This is a genomic window from Amylibacter sp. IMCC11727 (assembly GCF_029854195.1).
In the GTDB taxonomy this organism is placed as follows: Bacteria; Pseudomonadota; Alphaproteobacteria; order Rhodobacterales; family Rhodobacteraceae; genus Amylibacter.
In genome coordinates this window covers 3,411,262-3,427,682 of record NZ_CP122960.1, presented here as the reverse complement: position 1 = coordinate 3,427,682, position 16,421 = coordinate 3,411,262, and the positions used below count along the sequence as shown (strand labels likewise).

General features: G+C 53.8%; 13 protein-coding genes and 3 pseudogenes. 8 read left to right on the top strand and 8 right to left on the bottom strand.

All coding sequences use genetic code 11. The features are described from left to right. Positions 1-4: 4 nt before the first annotated feature. The gene (locus QBD29_RS17160; protein WP_280099297.1) at positions 5-376 is read right to left on the bottom strand and encodes a hypothetical protein; all 372 of its coding nucleotides are present in this window, start codon (positions 374-376) and stop codon (positions 5-7) included. A gap of 110 nt (positions 377-486) precedes the next feature. On the opposite strand from QBD29_RS17160, the gene QBD29_RS17155 reads away from it, so the two are divergent. The 3 genes and pseudogenes from QBD29_RS17155 to QBD29_RS17145 all read left to right on the top strand — a co-directional run. Continuing rightward, a protein-coding gene (locus QBD29_RS17155) for an IS3 family transposase (RefSeq protein ID WP_280098781.1) occupies positions 487-1,838 on the top strand; the annotation gives its coding sequence in 2 pieces (ribosomal slippage) (positions 487-823 and positions 823-1,838; 1,353 coding nt in all). 62 nt (positions 1,839-1,900) lie between these two features. Further along, a pseudogene (locus QBD29_RS17150) lies at positions 1,901-2,662 on the top strand (GMC oxidoreductase); the annotation flags it as partial. A gap of 63 nt (positions 2,663-2,725) precedes the next feature. Then, positions 2,726-3,177: pseudogene (locus tag QBD29_RS17145) on the top strand (IS5 family transposase); the annotation flags it as partial. Between the two features lie 3 nt (positions 3,178-3,180). Here QBD29_RS17145 and QBD29_RS17140 read toward each other — a convergent pair. From QBD29_RS17140 to QBD29_RS17120, 5 genes and pseudogenes are all read right to left on the bottom strand, one after another. Beyond that, positions 3,181-3,788, bottom strand: a pseudogene (locus QBD29_RS17140) (transposase); the annotation flags it as partial. Positions 3,789-4,795: 1,007 nt separating this feature from the next. Then, the gene (locus QBD29_RS17135) at positions 4,796-5,083 is read right to left on the bottom strand and encodes a helix-turn-helix domain-containing protein (RefSeq protein WP_280099296.1); all 288 of its coding nucleotides are present in this window, start codon (positions 5,081-5,083) and stop codon (positions 4,796-4,798) included. 15 nt (positions 5,084-5,098) lie between these two features. Next, positions 5,099-5,473, bottom strand: a complete 375-nt coding sequence (locus QBD29_RS17130) for a type II toxin-antitoxin system RelE/ParE family toxin (RefSeq protein ID WP_280099295.1) — start codon at positions 5,471-5,473, stop codon at positions 5,099-5,101. Positions 5,474-5,619: 146 nt separating this feature from the next. After that, positions 5,620-7,446: a ParB/RepB/Spo0J family partition protein gene (locus tag QBD29_RS17125; RefSeq protein WP_280099294.1), complete on the bottom strand. Its 1,827-nt coding sequence runs from the start codon at positions 7,444-7,446 to the stop codon at positions 5,620-5,622. A gap of 230 nt (positions 7,447-7,676) precedes the next feature. Then, complete coding sequence (locus tag QBD29_RS17120; protein WP_280099293.1) at positions 7,677-7,889, bottom strand: DUF3768 domain-containing protein; 213 nt, start codon at positions 7,887-7,889, stop codon at positions 7,677-7,679. A gap of 21 nt (positions 7,890-7,910) precedes the next feature. Here QBD29_RS17120 and QBD29_RS17115 point away from each other — a divergent pair. After that, positions 7,911-9,262, top strand: a protein-coding gene (locus tag QBD29_RS17115) for an IS3 family transposase (RefSeq protein ID WP_280098781.1) whose coding sequence is annotated in 2 segments (ribosomal slippage) — positions 7,911-8,247 and positions 8,247-9,262 — 1,353 coding nt in all. Because the reading frame shifts where the segments join, the coding sequence is not laid out codon by codon here. 4 nt (positions 9,263-9,266) lie between these two features. Here QBD29_RS17115 and QBD29_RS17110 read toward each other — a convergent pair. Then, entirely contained in the window at positions 9,267-11,561 is a 2,295-nt protein-coding gene (locus QBD29_RS17110; RefSeq protein WP_280099292.1) for a PQQ-binding-like beta-propeller repeat protein, read from the bottom strand. A 182-nt stretch (positions 11,562-11,743) separates the two neighbouring features. On the opposite strand from QBD29_RS17110, the gene QBD29_RS17105 reads away from it, so the two are divergent. From QBD29_RS17105 to hemF, 3 genes are all read left to right on the top strand, one after another. After that, the gene (locus QBD29_RS17105) at positions 11,744-12,691 is read left to right on the top strand and encodes a formylglycine-generating enzyme family protein (protein WP_280099291.1); all 948 of its coding nucleotides are present in this window, start codon (positions 11,744-11,746) and stop codon (positions 12,689-12,691) included. An 81-nt stretch (positions 12,692-12,772) separates the two neighbouring features. Continuing rightward, complete coding sequence (gene idi / locus QBD29_RS17100) at positions 12,773-13,318, top strand: isopentenyl-diphosphate Delta-isomerase (protein ID WP_280099290.1); 546 nt, start codon at positions 12,773-12,775, stop codon at positions 13,316-13,318. Between the two features lie 4 nt (positions 13,319-13,322). Next, positions 13,323-14,204, top strand: coding sequence for an oxygen-dependent coproporphyrinogen oxidase (gene hemF / locus QBD29_RS17095; protein WP_280099289.1), 882 nt, complete (start codon positions 13,323-13,325; stop codon positions 14,202-14,204). On the opposite strand, the gene hemE is transcribed toward hemF, so the two are convergent. After that, on the bottom strand, positions 14,201-15,235 hold the full coding sequence (gene hemE / locus QBD29_RS17090; RefSeq protein WP_280099288.1) for a uroporphyrinogen decarboxylase: 1,035 nt from the start codon (positions 15,233-15,235) through the stop codon (positions 14,201-14,203). The two genes, hemF and hemE, sit on opposite strands and share 4 nt — an antisense overlap. Positions 15,236-15,337: 102 nt before the next feature. Between hemE and hemC the strand changes: the two genes are divergently transcribed. Beyond that, positions 15,338-16,285, top strand: a complete 948-nt coding sequence (gene hemC / locus QBD29_RS17085; protein ID WP_280099287.1) for a hydroxymethylbilane synthase — start codon at positions 15,338-15,340, stop codon at positions 16,283-16,285. Positions 16,286-16,421 lie beyond the last annotated feature (136 nt).

The following is a 16,421-nucleotide window of genomic DNA, read 5'->3' as shown; positions in this document are numbered from 1 at the left end:
TTGATTACTGTGTCAGTTTCAGTTTCTGGATCGACGTTGCAATCGCAGAGAACACTGTGGAGATCTGGGTCCCAGATGCATCGTAATAGTGGCTCGATGTGCTGGCACAATCACGCAGCTTGCCAGAGGTCGTGGCATTCGTCTGATAGCCAATTGTGTACACGATGATCCCAGCATTGCGCGCTGCGGTACATGATTTCGCCATCGCGGTATCTGACTGAGAACCGTTGCGGCCATTGCTGCCAAGGTCGGACAGTGCATTGCTGCCAGTCAGACTGTCGTAATAGGCCGCAGGCATGTGACCCCATGCTTCTTCCCACGACATTTGGCGTTTGGATGTCACGCCATCAACCCCTGGCAGCAGCGCATCAAACACAGTCCGTGAAATCGATTCAGAAACATGTCTGACGTCAGGGCCTTTGGGACAGATTTGAGGAATTGAACAACGGAGGATTTCTGGTTCATCGTAACCTTCATGGAGTGAAGATGAACAAGAAATCCGGAAGCAGCAAAGCGTCTGCAGATAAATTGGTAAAGAACATCCGCCGCAAGACACGTCAAACCTATTCGGCGGAGGAGAAGATCCGCATTGTGCTGGCAGGGATGCGTGGAGAAGAAAGCATCTCAGCGTTGTGCCGTCGGGAGGGCATCGCGGAGAGCCTGTATTACAGCTGGTCGAAAGAATTCCTTGAAGCAGGCAAACGCCGTCTATCTGGCGATACGGCGCGTCAGGCCACATCCCCTGAAGTGAAAGAACTACGCTCAGAAGCTATGGCCTTGAAGGAATGCGTGGCCGATCTGACGCTTGAGAACCGGCTTCTCAAAAAAAGCATGACAGGGGCTGGGGAGTTCGAGGAATGAGATACCCTGCGTCTGAGAAGCTGGAGGTCATCCGCACCGTCGAGGGATCACATCTGCCAACCAAGCAGACCCTCGACATGCTGGGCATTCCACGCACCACATTCTATCGCTGGTATGATTTATATCTCGAAGGCGGGTTTGACCGGCTGGCTGACAAATCGCCATGCCCTAAATCCGTTTGGAACCGCATCCCCGATGATCGTCGTGACGACCTGATCGCGTTTGCGCTGGAACACGAGGCGCTGAGCACGCGCGAGCTGGCAGTCAAATACACCGATGAAAAGCGGTATTTTGTCTCAGAATCATCAGCTTATCGCATTCTCAAGGAAGCCGACCTGATCACAGCACCAGACTACGTGGTGATCAAAGCAGCCAACGAGTTCACGGATAAAACCACCGCCATCAATCAGATGTGGCAGACAGACTTCACCTACTTCAAAATCATTGGTTGGGGGTGGTATTATCTGTCTACGATCTTGGATGATTACAGCCGCTACATCATCTCATGGAAACTGTGTACAACCATGCGGGCCAGTGATGTGACCGAGACGATTGAGCGCGCTCTGACAGCATCAGGCTGTGACCAAGCGGTTGTTCGGCACAAACCACGCCTGCTCAGCGATAACGGATCGTGTTACATATCTGGCGACCTGGCCGAATGGCTGGAAGGGCAAAATATGGATCATGTCCGTGGTGCTCCGTTCCATCCACAGACCCAAGGCAAAATCGAACGATGGCATCAAACGATGAAGAACCGAGTGCTGTTAGAAAACTACTATCTGCCCGGCGATCTCGAGCGCCAGATCGAGGCCTTCGTCGACTATTACAATAACCGACGATACCACGAGAGCCTGAACAACGTCACACCCGCCGATGTCTACTTCGGCCGCGACAAAGCCATTCTGAGAGAAAGGAAGAGGATCAAGAAACAGACAATCAAACAACGTCGCTTGCAACATCAGAAACAAGCAGCATAATCAATCACACTAACGAGCCAGAGCCTCCAATGCTCAAGCCGCTCTGATGTCCCACTTTATATGACAACGGACAGCTCTACATCCAACAAGCCTGCATTCAACCGATCACGCTCTACAAATATTACAACCTGTTCGGTAAAGCTCTCGTCGGCGCGCAATGGCTCTTCACAAAAACCGGGTTGGGCGCTTCGAACCAGTTTGAGTCAGCTGCGTTCATTCGGTCCGGGCCGGAGGCGGAATATCCCGACATTCAATACCATTTCCTCCCTATGGCTGTGCGCTACGACGGAAAAGCCGCAGCCGAAGGTCATGGCTTCCAGGCGCATGTCGGCCCGCTTCGCTCAAAGTCGCGGGGTCAGATCACTCTGAACAGCGCTAACCCCCTTTCACCTCCAAAAATCCAATTCAACTACATGTCGCATCCTGACGATTGGACGGAATTCCGGCGGTGCATTCGCGTCACCCGCGAAGTATTCGCTCAAAAGGCGTTTGACCCTTATCGTGGTAAGGAAATACAGCCCGGAGAGCACATACAATCTGACGCCGAACTGGACGCGTTCATACGGGAACATGCCGAAAGCGCCTATCACCCCTGCGGGACCTGCAAATTGGGGGCAAAAGATGATCGCATGGCGGTGGTTGATCCCGAGTGCAGGGTCATTGGTGTAGAAGGCCTGCGGGTGGCCGACAGCTCGATCTTCCCGCGCGTCACAAACGGGAACCTCAATGCGCCCAGCATTATGGTCGGAGAGAAAGCCTCCGATCACATTCTGCAAAAGGAAACGCTTCCTGCGCAAAACGTTAGACCGTGGATGCATTCCTAGGGTCAGGACCCATTGATTTACCAGACGTGGCGTGATTCACGGCCCGAAAAACAAGCGGTGAACATGTCTGATCTCTTCTGGCTGACGGATGCACAGATGGCGCGTCTTGAGCCCTTCTTTCCCAAGTCCCACGGCAAGCCACGCGTTGATGACCGGCGTGTATTAAGTGGCATTATCTTCATCAATCGCAATGGGTTGAGGTGGCGTGACGCACCCGCGGCCTATGGCCCGCACAAGACGCTTTACAACCGTTGGAAGCGTTGGAGCGACAAGGGCATCTTCGCCCAGATGATGGCCGGTCTGGCCGCGGGTCACGGCGAAGAGAAGATCGTGATGATCGATGCGACCTATCTCAAGGCACACCGCACAGCGACCAGTTTGGGCGTCAAAAAGGGGGGCGTGGACGCCTGATTGGCCGAACCAAAGGCGGCATGAACACAAAGCTGCACGCCATCTGCGACAGCCGGGGACGTCCGCTCAATCTGTTCGTTACGGCAGGACAAGTCAGCGATTTCATGCTCAAGCGCAAACTCGATGATGTCAGCCCGCGTCTCATCCGGGAGGCGGTTCCACACAGACCCAGGATGGGGAGCCGTGTCGTCAAGCGCATCAAACCCGCCCTCGGACCAGCGGTCATACCAACGATAATAGGTCGTGGGTGGGATGCCGAGCATGGCCAGCGTCTGACGGGCGGGGAGATGTGAGGCTTCGACCGTGCGGATAATCTCCAGCTTTTCAGATGCAGGATACCTCATACCTCGTACTCCCCATCCCCGATCATGCTTTTTTTGAGCAGACGGTTTTCCAGGGTCAGGTCAGCGACAACCTCCTTGAGCGCCGCAGATTCCGAGCGCAGCTCTTTGACCTCTGGCGAGGTCGCTTGCCGGGCAGTATCCCCAGCCAGGCGTTGCTTGCCTGCTTCGAGGAATTCCTTCGACCAAGTGTAATAAAGGCTCTCGCTGATGCCCTCACGGCGGCACAGAGCAGCAATGCTTTCTTCGCCGCGCAGGCCTGCCAACACGATCCTGATCTTCTCTTCGGCAGAATACTGTTTGCGCGTCTTGCGACGAATGCCTTTGACCAGCTTGTCGGCCGCGTCCTTCGATGTTCCGGATTTCTTGATCATCTTCGCTCCATAATGGCTGCGATGAACCAGAAATCCTCCGTTACGAAAACCTCAAATCTGTCCCACAAGCGCTGACGTCAGACAGGCAGTGTCGCAAACCGAAACTCGGAGGGTCCGCGCAAAGCGTGGAAACCGTTTTTCTGCTTGCCGCAGCAAAGCGAAGGGGACGGCGCTGCCGAGATCCGCAACAAGTCCATTAAGCAGAAACAAAGGAGGGATTCAGAAAGACGGGACTACATTATAGTTCACTGTCCAGGTCATCTCTGGTGAGCGAGGAAAGACAAACTCGTTCCGTCGCTCAACACCGAAAACACCACGACCCCATGCGTTATGTCTAACCTGTATTGACTATCACGGGTGGCGTAGAACTAGGTGGCTCCCAGCCAAAGTAAAATAGTTATGAGCGCGTATCGCCAAAGGTACTAGACCTTATGCGGTGATAAATCCGCCCGTATTGAACACTCTGAATGACATTGACTTTTATGTTCACATATTGTTCTATAAGCATCCCGAATGCGTACCTTAGTTCGAGACCTGATTGCCGACGGTGCGACCGTATGGTGGGTGACATAATCATTAAATCACCCAATGATACGTTAGCCAAGGAACGGCATATAAGAAGAATGAACCGAAACGATCACTGGCCGCAAAGTTGAAAGGAGGCTGACAATGGATTTAGACCACAAAATAGTTCTCGGCATCTTTGCAGTACTTGTTTTGGTTGGGTTTTTTTACCCTCAAAGCGGAAAAGCAACGGCAAAGCCCCAGATCATCAATCTGACCCGTTGACCGTCTGCCCCTCGTGCGGTCACATCATGAGATTACACGATGGCGGTCAGATCTGTACGTGTTGTGGGTATCATCATTACGGTTGATCAAACACTGGCGCCGCTGTTGCGGCTTCTGCGCGAACAGCGCCAGTCGGTGTGGGGCAGGGGGCTTGCTCCCTGATCGTCACCGACATCAATAGGCGATATCTGCACGCCCATTATTCTGAGACATTCAAATTATCCAGCCGCCAGTGTGTCTGCTACAACATCAGGATTGCGGTCAATAATTGAAAGCAAAACAAGTGCTGCTCGATCAGGCGAGCGTCGTTCTTGTTCCCAATCTCTGATGGTCCCCACAGGTAGACAATAACGCTCAGCAAACGCAGCCTGTGACAATTTCAAGCGTTTGCGTATAGCGGCAACATCCACTGTGTCGGGCACGAACACCGCCGCAGGTTCCATTTCGCCCTTTGCGATAGCAAGGGCTTCTTCTGCCCCTTTGATTACACTTTTCCCAACACTCATCGGTACATTCCTTTCCTATGCTCTGGGGTTGCGTTTTGCAGCCATAGCCTTTGAACTTTCGCGATAGGCGTCAGCTAATAATGGCAAAATCTTAGCCAACGCATTTCTCTCTTTCTTGGTCAAATTCGCCGCTGCGCCTTTGCCATAAACAGTCAAGATAAACACTGGAACATCCACTCCCCCAAAATAGTGAATTGTACGATATCCGCCGCTCTTACCTTTGCCTTTGCCAGCATGACGCAACTTTCTCGCGCCACCCGTTCCGACCATCACGTCGCCTGCCAGTGGGTCTTCGGCAAGCGTCTCAACAATACTGTCAATCTCCTCTTGGCTCAGGCCATGTTTTTTGGCTTGGGATAAAAATTCAGGCGTGGAAATGACCGTTTGCATACTGATATTTATACGGCATTGCCGTAATCATGTCAATAAGTTATTACGGCAATGCCGTATAAAAAAGACCCCCGCCGAAGCGGGGGCAAGTCTACCTCACCACAAGGATTTGGGGGCTAGGGGCGGTTCACAGACCGCCCCATGCGTTATTCGATACAGTCTGGCACCCAAGCGTCGATCCGTGCCTTTTGTGTGCCTGTGACCTTCAACGCGGCTTGGGTGTCGGCCTTGGCAAACAGGTCTTCCATATGCGCGGCCTTCTCCCCCTTTTTGAGGGCTGCAAACTTGACGGCTTCTGGATCGCTGGCGTTTAGGTCCAAGAGGTCTTGGTACAAAGCCACAAGGTAGGGTGCGCTGACACGACCAAAGAAGTTCTCAGCTGTCGGGGTCCACACGCTGCGCGTTGATGCGCCAACCTTGGCGCGAACCCCATTCACAAAATCATCATTTCCACCCGTCAAAACCTCAACCAAGTGACGGGTGATTTCTGCGTTGCGGTGCTTTTTGCCCTTCGCTTGGAAGGCTTCAAAGGCTTCTACAAGATCGACGTTCCACATATCGTCGGGATGATCGTGACCAGCGTTCAGTCGTTCGTCCACCCCAAACCCTGTGGCCGTGTCTGGCCGATTGTTGGGCTTTTCCCGTCGGATGTTAAACACCCGCTGGAATCCTGCCATGCCAGAAAAATGAAACGCCAGTAGATCAAGCAGGTAGTCCCCATGATCCAAAGCTGCGTTTTGCATCGCTGCCAGCTTGATTGCGTTCAGATCGGTGAGCAGCTTTTGCGAGTAGGGGGAATTAGGCGCGTCTGACTTGGCTTTGGTGACCTTCTCAATGATACCCGCTTCGGCGGCTGCGTCTTGATCCTCACGAGCAATCAGGCCGTAATACCCATCAACCTCCCCATTGTGGCGAATGAATATACGCGCTCCCGCGTGGGCCTTCTGTTCATTGGTAAACTCACCCGCAACAATGGCTTCCAGTGCGGCAAGCTCTGCCTGACCGTCTTCATCAAGCACATCGCTTTCGGCCAGTTCTGAGAGTTCATCCATACGATTTGCTTGGTCTTCCGAGAGAACACCTTGGACCTTGTAGATAAACTTGTACCCTGCCTCACGCGCTTCATAACTCATGTAGTGCGGATCATCCGTGGTATCGACCCACTTCCACCCCTCCTGCTCGGCAATCTCTGCGGCTTTGGCGTCCAGTGCCTCTTGAAAGAGGCGCTGCAACAGGTCTGGATCATCAAATGTCTGGGTATCATCGAACAGATCGCCCCCCAACACCCCGCCAGCCGCTTTATAGGCGTCCTTGCCTACAAAAATGGCACGGCGGTCGTTCTCTTTGATGGCATGCGGTTTCAACAGGGTTTTCATCCGTTGGGCGGATTCAGCGTATCCCTTCACCTGCTCCAACACCTCCAAGGACCGCGCTTCATCGTCTGACGTGGTAAAAGCTGCGGCCATAGTGAGGTTGATTTCACCTGCTTGCAAAGCGTCTAGGATGGGGTCTGCTAGTTTGGACAAGGCAAGGCGGCGATAAACGTGCTTCTCGGTCACCCCAAAGACCTTGGCAATACGGGCCACGTCTGGGTTTGTGTTATACATTTTACCAAAGGCGCGGATTTCCTGTGCGGGGTGAAGGTCTGCCCGTTGGGAATTTTCTACGTTCGCCCAAGCCTCGGCCAAGGCTGGATCACGGGTAATGCGGATTGGTACATTGGCTAATTCTGGCTTTTGCTCCATAGCGATGTTCAAACCCCGCCAGCGGCGACCCTCTGCATCGAGCAAACCCGATAGGTTCTGAATGAGACCGCAAGACACAAGGCTGTCTGCCATAAGTTTGTCTTCTTCTGGGTCTGTGACCTGACGGGGGTTCAGGTCTGACAGGTATGTTAGGCTAAGGTCAAAGCTACCAATTGCGTTCTCTGCGGCGATGGCTTCGGCTGTGTTGATCTGTGTGTGTTTGGTCATGGGACTATCCTTCATGGTTGTTTTGGGTTTTGCTTTGTTCTAGGGTTGTCCCACCCCTAAAAGGGCGAGACAGATACTTACCGAGTGCTGTTTGACCTCAAAAGGCGTGGCCGATCTTGGCGGAGAGACCACCCATTTTGATTAACGCAACTGCCTCTTGGCGCAGTCGGAACAATCGTTCTTTTGACATTCAATCACCTCCTTTCGAGTGCTGCGGTGTGGCTGTTTGTTTAGTAGTCCGATGGGAACATGATTGTGAGAACACGCCGTGTTTTGTCGGTGTCTGCTGGCATTACGGACCCCATCAGATAAGACTTGTCATAGAGGTCGATCTTCCACCAAACCGACTGACCATCGACCTCAAAAGCCCCAAAGCTATTGTCTGACGTCAGGGCCTTTGGGACAGATTTGAGGAATTGAACAACGGAGGATTTCTGGTTCATCGTAACCTTCATGGAGTGAAGATGAACAAGAAATCCGGAAGCAGCAAAGCGTCTGCAGATAAATTGGTAAAGAACATCCGCCGCAAGACACGTCAAACCTATTCGGCGGAGGAGAAGATCCGCATTGTGCTGGCAGGGATGCGTGGAGAAGAAAGCATCTCAGCGTTGTGCCGTCGGGAGGGCATCGCGGAGAGCCTGTATTACAGCTGGTCGAAAGAATTCCTTGAAGCAGGCAAACGCCGTCTATCTGGCGATACGGCGCGTCAGGCCACATCCCCTGAAGTGAAAGAACTACGCTCAGAAGCTATGGCCTTGAAGGAATGCGTGGCCGATCTGACGCTTGAGAACCGGCTTCTCAAAAAAAGCATGACAGGGGCTGGGGAGTTCGAGGAATGAGATACCCTGCGTCTGAGAAGCTGGAGGTCATCCGCACCGTCGAGGGATCACATCTGCCAACCAAGCAGACCCTCGACATGCTGGGCATTCCACGCACCACATTCTATCGCTGGTATGATTTATATCTCGAAGGCGGGTTTGACCGGCTGGCTGACAAATCGCCATGCCCTAAATCCGTTTGGAACCGCATCCCCGATGATCGTCGTGACGACCTGATCGCGTTTGCGCTGGAACACGAGGCGCTGAGCACGCGCGAGCTGGCAGTCAAATACACCGATGAAAAGCGGTATTTTGTCTCAGAATCATCAGCTTATCGCATTCTCAAGGAAGCCGACCTGATCACAGCACCAGACTACGTGGTGATCAAAGCAGCCAACGAGTTCACGGATAAAACCACCGCCATCAATCAGATGTGGCAGACAGACTTCACCTACTTCAAAATCATTGGTTGGGGGTGGTATTATCTGTCTACGATCTTGGATGATTACAGCCGCTACATCATCTCATGGAAACTGTGTACAACCATGCGGGCCAGTGATGTGACCGAGACGATTGAGCGCGCTCTGACAGCATCAGGCTGTGACCAAGCGGTTGTTCGGCACAAACCACGCCTGCTCAGCGATAACGGATCGTGTTACATATCTGGCGACCTGGCCGAATGGCTGGAAGGGCAAAATATGGATCATGTCCGTGGTGCTCCGTTCCATCCACAGACCCAAGGCAAAATCGAACGATGGCATCAAACGATGAAGAACCGAGTGCTGTTAGAAAACTACTATCTGCCCGGCGATCTCGAGCGCCAGATCGAGGCCTTCGTCGACTATTACAATAACCGACGATACCACGAGAGCCTGAACAACGTCACACCCGCCGATGTCTACTTCGGCCGCGACAAAGCCATTCTGAGAGAAAGGAAGAGGATCAAGAAACAGACAATCAAACAACGTCGCTTGCAACATCAGAAACAAGCAGCATAATCAATCACACTAACGAGCCAGAGCCTCCAATGCTCAAGCCGCTCTGATGTCCCACTTTATATGACAACGGACACGCCAGCGTGCCTCCCCCCGTTGCAGGTACCAAAACATAAGACGCGCCGCCATAGCGATACACCATAGGAGAGGCCGATCCGATGTATGGCAAATCATCGGACCACAGCTCATTCCCGGTGCGCAGATCAATTGCGCGTAATTTGCGATCCTTTGTACCTGAAACGAAAATCACGCCGCCAGACACAATTGTCGGCCCTCCGAGGTTTTCGGTCCCTGTGGGCGGGATACCTTGATCTGTTAATGCCTGATACCTGCCAAGCGGGATGCGCCATTTGTGCAGGCCTGTGTTGAGATCAACGGCAGTGAGCGTCCCCCATGGCGGTTTGGAGGCAGGATAGCCATCGTCATCTACGATCTTTTGATAGGCAGTGCGTACCCTTTTTGCGTCACTTGTCGGTGTGTCTGTTTCTGCTGTGGCGAATGTGACGCCGTCATGGCGGATCAGGAGATCATAAAGAGCGGACAGATCGGATTGGGACAGACCATCAACCGCTGGCATAGAGCGCAGGCCGTTTTGGACGATGCGATTGAACTGTTTTTGGCGCAGAGCCGGGTTAAGCGATGTTAGCGCTGGGCCGCTGCCTCCTTGCAAAACTGAACCATGGCAAGCGGAACAATTGTTTGTGTAAATTTCGGCCCCTTTGCCGTTTAGGGACGCAACCCGCCTGTTCGTGCGATTTTCATCCACAAGGGCAAACGCATTTGGCACATGCGATGCGGCAATGACCAGCGTCGATGTGGCAGGATCAAGGGCCGCACCTGTGTGCATCGCGCCGCCATGAAGGCCGAAAAATACAGTGTCTTTGTTGGGCACATGCGGCGCATAAAAGCCAGTGGTTGCCGTGGACAGTTTGGTTTTTGTGGTGTCTGAAATATTGGTGTTATCCTTTGGAAAATCTGATGTGGTAAACGCCATTTTTGCAAAAGGTTTTGGCAAGATTGGATCGGGTTGATAGGGCGCGGTGTATTCCCCTTTGATGGTCGATGTCGGTGCTTTGCGCAGCCGCCAATCGAACACAGGTTGCCCCGTGTCGCGGTAAAGCAGCATCAAATTGCCTGCTTTGGTGGGGATAGCCACGACGTCTTGGGGAGCCCCATTTCGATCTATGTTGGCCAATACGGGCGGGGCGGCTACGTCCAAATCCCATAGGTCATGTTCGATTTCTTGAAATATCCAGGCGACCGATCCATCCGTTGTGTTGATCGCCACAACGCTGTTGGCGGGGCGATTGGGACCTGGGCGCAGCGCGCCTTTTGCCACAGGTGTAGGGTTGCTGAGCGTGGTGAAAATCAGCTTGCGGTCGGGATCAAATGACAAGCCGCCCCAAGGATTCGCCCCAGCCAAGATCGAGCTGTCTGAAAAAAACCGCGAGAAGGTTGAGGCAAACACCCGCGATGAAAACAAGTCTGTCGTCCATTTGTGGCGACCGGTTTTAAGGTCATAGGCGTGAATGGCGGGCATCAGGCTGGCAACATAAATCGTATCACCATCCGTTTGAGGGGCAACTCGGGTGGTGTAGCCGATGGATTTACTGCCTGATCGACCAAAGCCAACGTCAGGTTGCCCCGTATCTGCGTTCAACACAAAAATGCGGCCACCAGCGACAAAGGCAATTTTGCGTGTGCCATTGGATTCAAAGGTGATCAAACCACGTTTTGCGGGCTGAGGGATTTGGGGGTCAAAGCGCCACACGACTTTGCCCGTATCTGGTTCGACTGCAACGATGTGATGTTGCGCATCTGGAAACACGATGAGGCGGCCTGTGAAAATCGGCGTCGCCTGAATATTCATTTGGTGATCTGGTGTATCGTAGACCCATGCCCGATTTAGGTTTCCAACCGTATCTGGTGTGAGGTCGGGCGCATCCGCATATTTGGCAGAGGTGCTGTCACCAAAGCTATGCCACCACTGGTCACGCGCGGGCGCGTCGAAGTGGGACCCAGTTGGCTTACCTGCTTTGACAACTTTGAATTCTGGTCGTTTTGCCCGTTCAGTTGCGCTGTCCAGATACCCTTCGGGCAGGGTTGATAGATCAAATGTGGCGGGGTCTTTTGCACCATTAAACAAAGCGAGGCGTAGGGCCTGTTCCAGTTCACCAGACTTTTGTTTTTGCGCAAAGGCAGTGTAGGTCGGTTGCAACTTTGGCCATGCCACAATCATCCCCGCTGCAATGGTTAGGGTGAGACAACCAGCCAAAATTTTCTTTTTCGAACGGCGGGGCACGGCTTTCCTCCTGAACGGTTGCCAGTGCGGATGTTATTCCAGCATCGTGGCACGCACACAACTGATCATGTTGTTATTGCAACGATTGTGGGTTGTTTTTCGCCCTCTCGACCGTAATCGTAGCCGCAAATAATATACAGGCACGGGCGTCAGAAACGCCTTGGTGATGAGGTTAGGCGCATATGGATGATACAATTAAAGGGTGCTGCACCCCGTCCCGTGGCACGTACCAATCAAAGGGCGTTGGCGGTGCGGATAAGGTAAGTGCGATTGATTTAAGCGCAGCAGCCCTGCCCATTCCGGGGGGCAAAGGGTTTGTAGGTACGGACAAGGGGGGCATTCCTGATGATGGAGAAACACCGCTGCGCCGCGTGAAAATCAAACCGTTTCGGATGGGAAAAACCGCTGTTACCAACGCAGAATTTGCAGCGTTCATTGATGACACAGGTCATGTGACAGAGGCGGATGCTTTTGGCTGGTCGTTCGTGTTTTGGAGCGAGGTTCCTGAGCGGCTCGGGGCGACACAGGCGGTGCAAGGCATCGAATGGTGGCGCCGTGTTGAAGGGGCCAATTGGCAACACATCAATGGGCCAGACACGATGCAGGATGCGTATCATCCCGATCACCCCGTGGTGCATGTGTCGTGGAATGATGCGCAAGCCTATGCCAAATGGGCGGGCGGGCGTTTGCCGACCGAGGCCGAATGGGAACATGCGGCGCGCGGTGGTTTGGGCGCGGCGAAATTTCCGTGGGGCGAAGAAGAGCCTGACGACACATCAACCTTTCCCTGCAATATCTGGCAAGGGAGTTTCCCACAGACCAATAGCAAGGCGGATGGGTTTGGTACAACCGCGCCAGCAATGTCGTTCGCGCCAAACGGCTATGGGCTTTATAATATGGCGGGCAATGTATGGGAGTGGACGCAAGATACCTATTCCATCAAATCGCTGAAAAAGAGCGTGAAGGCGCGATTGGCAGATATGCGCGGATATAAGCTGTCAAAGGGTGGGTCGTTTCTATGTCACAAAAGCTATTGCTATCGGTATCGGATTGCGGCGCGATCTGGGTCATCGCCTGACAGCACCACAACGCATCATGGGTTTCGCCTTGTTTGGCCCGAGGCGCGGTAGATGCTTGGCGACCGCGTGAATGCAGATTATCGCTCTGGAAAGGAAATGCGATGATTCGCATCGCAATTGGCGGAGACACCGATGAGCACTGACATTATGATCCCAGCATGGATCGACGGCGTATTGCAGCCCGTTGAAAAGCTGGCGGCCCATCAACAGGGTCTGCGCCATAAGGCCGTGTCGGTTTTTGTGATGGCAGGGGAGCAGGTGTTGATCCAGCAGCGGGCGCTGGGCAAGTATCATACACCTGGATTGTGGGCGAACACCTGTTGCACCCATCCTGAATGGGATGAACCTGCCGCCGAATGCGCCGTGCGTCGATTGCAAGAAGAACTGGGCATTACGGGGCTGTCACCGCAACACCGCGGGCAGGTGGAATACCGCGCAGACGTGGGCAACGGGTTGATCGAACACGAGGTGGTGGAGGTGTTTGTTTGTGACACAACGGACGACCTGCCATTGGCGCTGAACCCAGACGAGGTGATGGCCACACGCTGGGTTGTCATGGATGATTTGGTACAGGATGTGGCGCAAAACCCTGCGACCTATACGCCGTGGTTGTCGATCTATCTTGCCAAACACAGGGGCATGATCTTTGATCGCGCTGCCAAGAAAACAGGATTCTGATCCCATGACCGAGATTTTTGAAACCGAAAAAACGCAAGCTGCGGATTGGTTCCGATCCCTGCGTGATGAGATTGTCGCGGCATTCGTTGGGATTGAAACCGCGCAGGGCGGTGAAACGCCTGCGGGCGCGTTTGAGGTGACAAAAACCAAACGCAGTACCGAAGATGGGTCCGATGCCGGCGGCGGTGAGATGAGCGTGATGCGCGGTGGCCGCGTGTTTGAAAAAGTCGGTGTAAATATTTCAACTGTTTACGGCACGCTTGGCGAGCGGGCGCAAAATGCCATGGCTGCGCGCAAAGGCATTCCTGGTATTAAGGATGATCCACGGTTTTGGGCGTCGGGTATTAGCCTTGTGGCGCATATGCAAAACCCCCATGTGCCAGCGGTTCATATGAACACGCGGATGTTTTGGACCCCCCATGCGTGGTGGTTTGGGGGTGGTGCGGATTTAAACCCCTGTATCGAATACGACGAGGACACCGCGCATTTTCATTCGGCCATGAAAGGCGCGTGTGATCCCCATGGCGATACGCTTTATGCGGAATTGAAGGCCTGGGCGGATGAGTATTTTTACATCCCGCACCGCCATCGTGCCCGTGGGGTTGGTGGTATTTTCTTTGATGATCGCAACACCGGGGATTGGGCGGCGGATTTCCAGCTGACCAAAGATGTGGGATCGGCGTTTTTGCCTGCCTATGTGCCGTTGGTTGAAAAACGGCGGACGCAAGACTGGGATGACGCGGACAAAGACACGCAGCTGCGCCATCGCGGGCTTTATGCGGAGTACAACCTTGTCTATGATCGCGGGACCAAGTTTGGGCTGGAAACAGGCCATGACGCCAATGCGGTTTTGATGAGTCTGCCGCCTATGGCGAAGTGGTATTAACCACCCCGCACGGTATCAATCATAAGCTGCACATTTTCTGGATCGCCGTCTGGTGTAATGCCGTGTCCAAGGTTGAAAATATGCGGCCCGCCTTTTAGCGCATCCACAATGCGGCGGGTTTCCGCAACCAGTGCATCGCCCCCTGTGACCATGTGGGATGATTTCAGATTGCCCTGAACACAGCCATCGGGTTGCACGGTTTGGGCCACCCATGCAGCATCCACGCCATCATCCACCGCAACACAAGCGGACCCAATGGCGGCGTGTGCCCCCTGATACCGTTCACCTGCGCCACGCGGAAACGCGATAACGGGCGTGTTTGGGTGGGATTTTTTCAGCGCTGCGGTAATCTGTTGCATCGGTTTGATGGAATAGTCGATGAAGTCCTGATCGAGCAGCGATCCTGCCCAGCTGTCGAACAGTTTTACCACCTCGGCCCCTGCATCAATCTGCATCTGAAGATAGGCGATTGTGGCTTCGGTGATGCGGGTCATCAGCCCGTCAAACACTGCTCGGTTTTCCGCTTTAAGCGCGTGGGCTGGTCCCTGATCGGGCGTACCACGCCCCGCAATCATATAGGTGGCCACGGTCCACGGCGCGCCTGCAAAACCAATAAGTGTGGTGTCAGACGGCAGTTCTTGGGACAACATTTTCACGGTGGTGTAGATCGGGTTCAGGTGGTCGTGAATGTCGGCTGCGGGTTTCAACGCATCGAGTTCGCTTTGCGTTGTGATGGTGGACAGGCGTGGCCCTTCGCCCGTGACAAACCACAGGTCCGCGCCCAAGGCTTGGGGGACCAGCAGAATATCGGCAAACAGAATTGCCGCATCAAATCCGTAACGGCGGATCGGTTGCAATGTCACCTCGGTTGCCAGTTCTGAGTTATAGCACAGCGACAAGAAATCCCCTGCCTGCGCTCGGGTGGCGCGATATTCGGGCAAGTAGCGGCCTGCTTGGCGCATCATCCAAATCGGAGGGGTCGGCAGAGTTTCCCCCGCAAGGGCACGCAGGATGGTTTTTTGAGGTTTCATGATGGCGCAAAGGCTCCTGATCTGAGTTGGGCGCAATATGCCTTAGCGAAGGTCGGAGATACAAGAGTTGTCAGTCAGAGTTTCGAACGCTAGGAACAGGCCATGACACAGAATTTGCCCAGTCCAGACCAGCCCTTAAAAATCGGAACACGTGGCTCTCCGCTTGCGCTCGCACAGGCGTATGAAACCCGTGATCGGCTTGCCAAAGCCTTTGCTCTTATGCCTGAAGCGTTTGAGATTGTAGTGATTAAAACCACAGGGGATCGGGTGTTGGATCGCCCGCTCAAAGACATTGGCGGCAAAGGGTTGTTCACGCGCGAGATCGAAGATGCGCTGTTACGCCGCGACATTGATATCGCGGTACATTCGATGAAAGACATGCCCGTGGCCCAGCCCGATGGGTTGATTCTGGATACCTATCTGCCGCGCGAAGATGTGCGTGATGCGTTCATTTCACCCCGTGTGTCTGGGTTGGCGGATTTGGCAGATGGTGCAGTTGTTGGAACATCCAGCCTGCGGCGCCGTGCGCAATTGTTGGTGCGACGCCCCGATCTGCACGTTGTGGAATTTCGCGGCAACATGCAGACCCGTTTGAAAAAGCTGGATGACGGTGTTGCCGAGGCCACGTTTTTGGCCATGGCGGGGTTGAACCGTATGCAAATTCCAAATGTTCCGCTGCATCCCATTGAAACCGATGACATGCTGCCCGCTGTGGCCCAAGGGGCCATCGGAATTGAACGGCGCATCGATGATGAGCGGGTTCAAGAGATGTTAGGCGCGGTGCATGATGTGCCAACAGGTCAAAGATTGGCGGCAGAACGGGCGTTTTTGGCGGCCCTTGATGGATCCTGTGAAACGCCAATTGCAGGGCTTGCTGAATTGGATGGCCCCAATCTGCGCTTGCGTGGTGAAGTGTTGCGCCCCGATGGGTCTGAGGCGGTTTCTGACGATGTGACAGTTGCCATTGCCGATGGGGCCGATGCGGGCCGTGCCATGGCCGAAAAAGTGTTGGCAGAAGCAGGCTCTGGATTTTTCGACTGGCGAAGCTAGATCCCTGCGTGCTGGTCACGGTGGATTGATTGGCGTTTGCTTTACAGTTGCGAATAATTCTCATATGCAACTAACAGCTCGGACTTAAGGAAAGTACGGTGAGAATGTTAAAATCTGGTTTTTTGGCCGTTCTAGG